At 66.0% G+C, this 1,121-nt stretch carries 2 protein-coding genes; both read left to right on the top strand.

Features of this window, described 5'->3' with window-relative positions; all coding sequences use genetic code 11:
- Window positions 1–65: 65 nt before the first annotated feature.
- Window positions 66–608 (top strand): winged helix-turn-helix domain-containing protein, encoded by a 543-nt coding sequence (locus tag FMP39_RS37125; RefSeq protein WP_141594699.1) that lies wholly within the window; start codon window positions 66–68, stop codon window positions 606–608.
- A complete protein-coding gene (locus FMP39_RS37120; protein ID WP_368667094.1) occupies window positions 506–1,111 on the top strand; it encodes a transposase in 606 nt (201 codons plus the stop codon). The genes FMP39_RS37125 and FMP39_RS37120 overlap by 103 nt, the downstream gene beginning before the upstream one ends.
- Window positions 1,112–1,121 lie beyond the last annotated feature (10 nt).

The raw sequence follows: 1,121 nt of genomic DNA, 5'->3' as shown, positions 1-1,121 counted from the left end.
CTAATGAGCTTCAGGGAGTGAGGTTAAGAGCGATGCTGTTGAGTTCGTGAGGAGGTGCACTTCCCATGGCTTGGCAGCCTCGCCGGCTCTCCGCCGAGCAGCAGCAGGAGCGGCGCCTTGAGGCAGCACGTCTGCTGCGTCGCGGCGTTCCGCAGGTGCGCGTCGCGCGCGAGTTCGGGGTGTCCGAGGCGGCGGTGAGCAAATGGGCCGCACGGCTGCGTTCGGGCGGTCTGCGTGCGCTGCGTGCACGCCGACACCCAGGGCGACGCTCGCGATTGACGCCCACGCAATGGCAGCAGGTAGCAAGCACCCTGCGCGCGGGCGCACTCGTAGCAGGCTTTCCCACCGAGCGCTGGACGCTGCGGCGTGTCGCGAATGTCATCCAACGTCGCTACGGCGTGCGCTACCACCCGAATTACCTGGGCGGCCCGTTGCGCCGCCTGGGCTTCAGCCCGCAGCGGCCGACCACCCAGGCTCGTGAGCGGGATGATGCGCTCGTTCAAGCGTGGCTCCGGCGCGATTGGCCGCTCATCAAAAGGGGGCTCGTCGAAGCGGGGCAGTGCTTGCCCTCCTGGACGAAACGGGTCACTCGTTTCGGGCCCGTGTAGGCAGCACATGGGCACCGGTGGCTCATGCCCCTGTGCTGCGCCGGGTGGAGAGATACCGGAGGGAAGTGACGAGCATGGTTGCCCTGACGGCACCGCTTCGCCCAGGTGAGCGTCCACGCCTGTTCGCCCGGCATATCGAGGGTAGCGTCCATGGCTCCGACGTCATTGCCTTCCTGCGTTACCTGCATCAGCGCCTGGGCGGCCGACCTGTGTGGCTGGTGTGGGACAGGCTGCAGGCTCATCGCGCAGCGAATGTGCAACGCTTTTTGACGCGATACCCACGGGACTTCCGCGTGTACTTCCTGCCCGCCTACACCCCGGACCTCAATCCCGAAGAGCAGTGCAATGCGAGCGTCAAGAAGGCCCTGCTCAACACTCTGCCTGGAAGCATTGAGGAATTGCGTCGACAGGCGCGCAGGGAGTTTCGGCGGCTCCAGCACCGCCCTGCCACCCTCCGCGCCTACTTCGCTCACGCCGGCCTACCTCTTAACTCGACAAGCTGAAGCTCATTAG

The organism is Myxococcus sp. AB056 (assembly GCF_006547365.1).
Lineage (GTDB): Bacteria > Myxococcota > Myxococcia > Myxococcales > Myxococcaceae > Myxococcus > Myxococcus virescens.
The sequence above is the reverse complement of the archived record's forward strand: the minus strand, read 5'-3'. Positions and strand labels throughout refer to the sequence as shown.

Excerpts from the sequence above, each read along its gene's own strand:
- FMP39_RS37125 (WP_141594699.1), top strand. The coding sequence starts at position 66 with ATGGCTTGGCAGCCTCGCCGGCTCTCCGCCGAGCAGCAGCAGGAGCGG.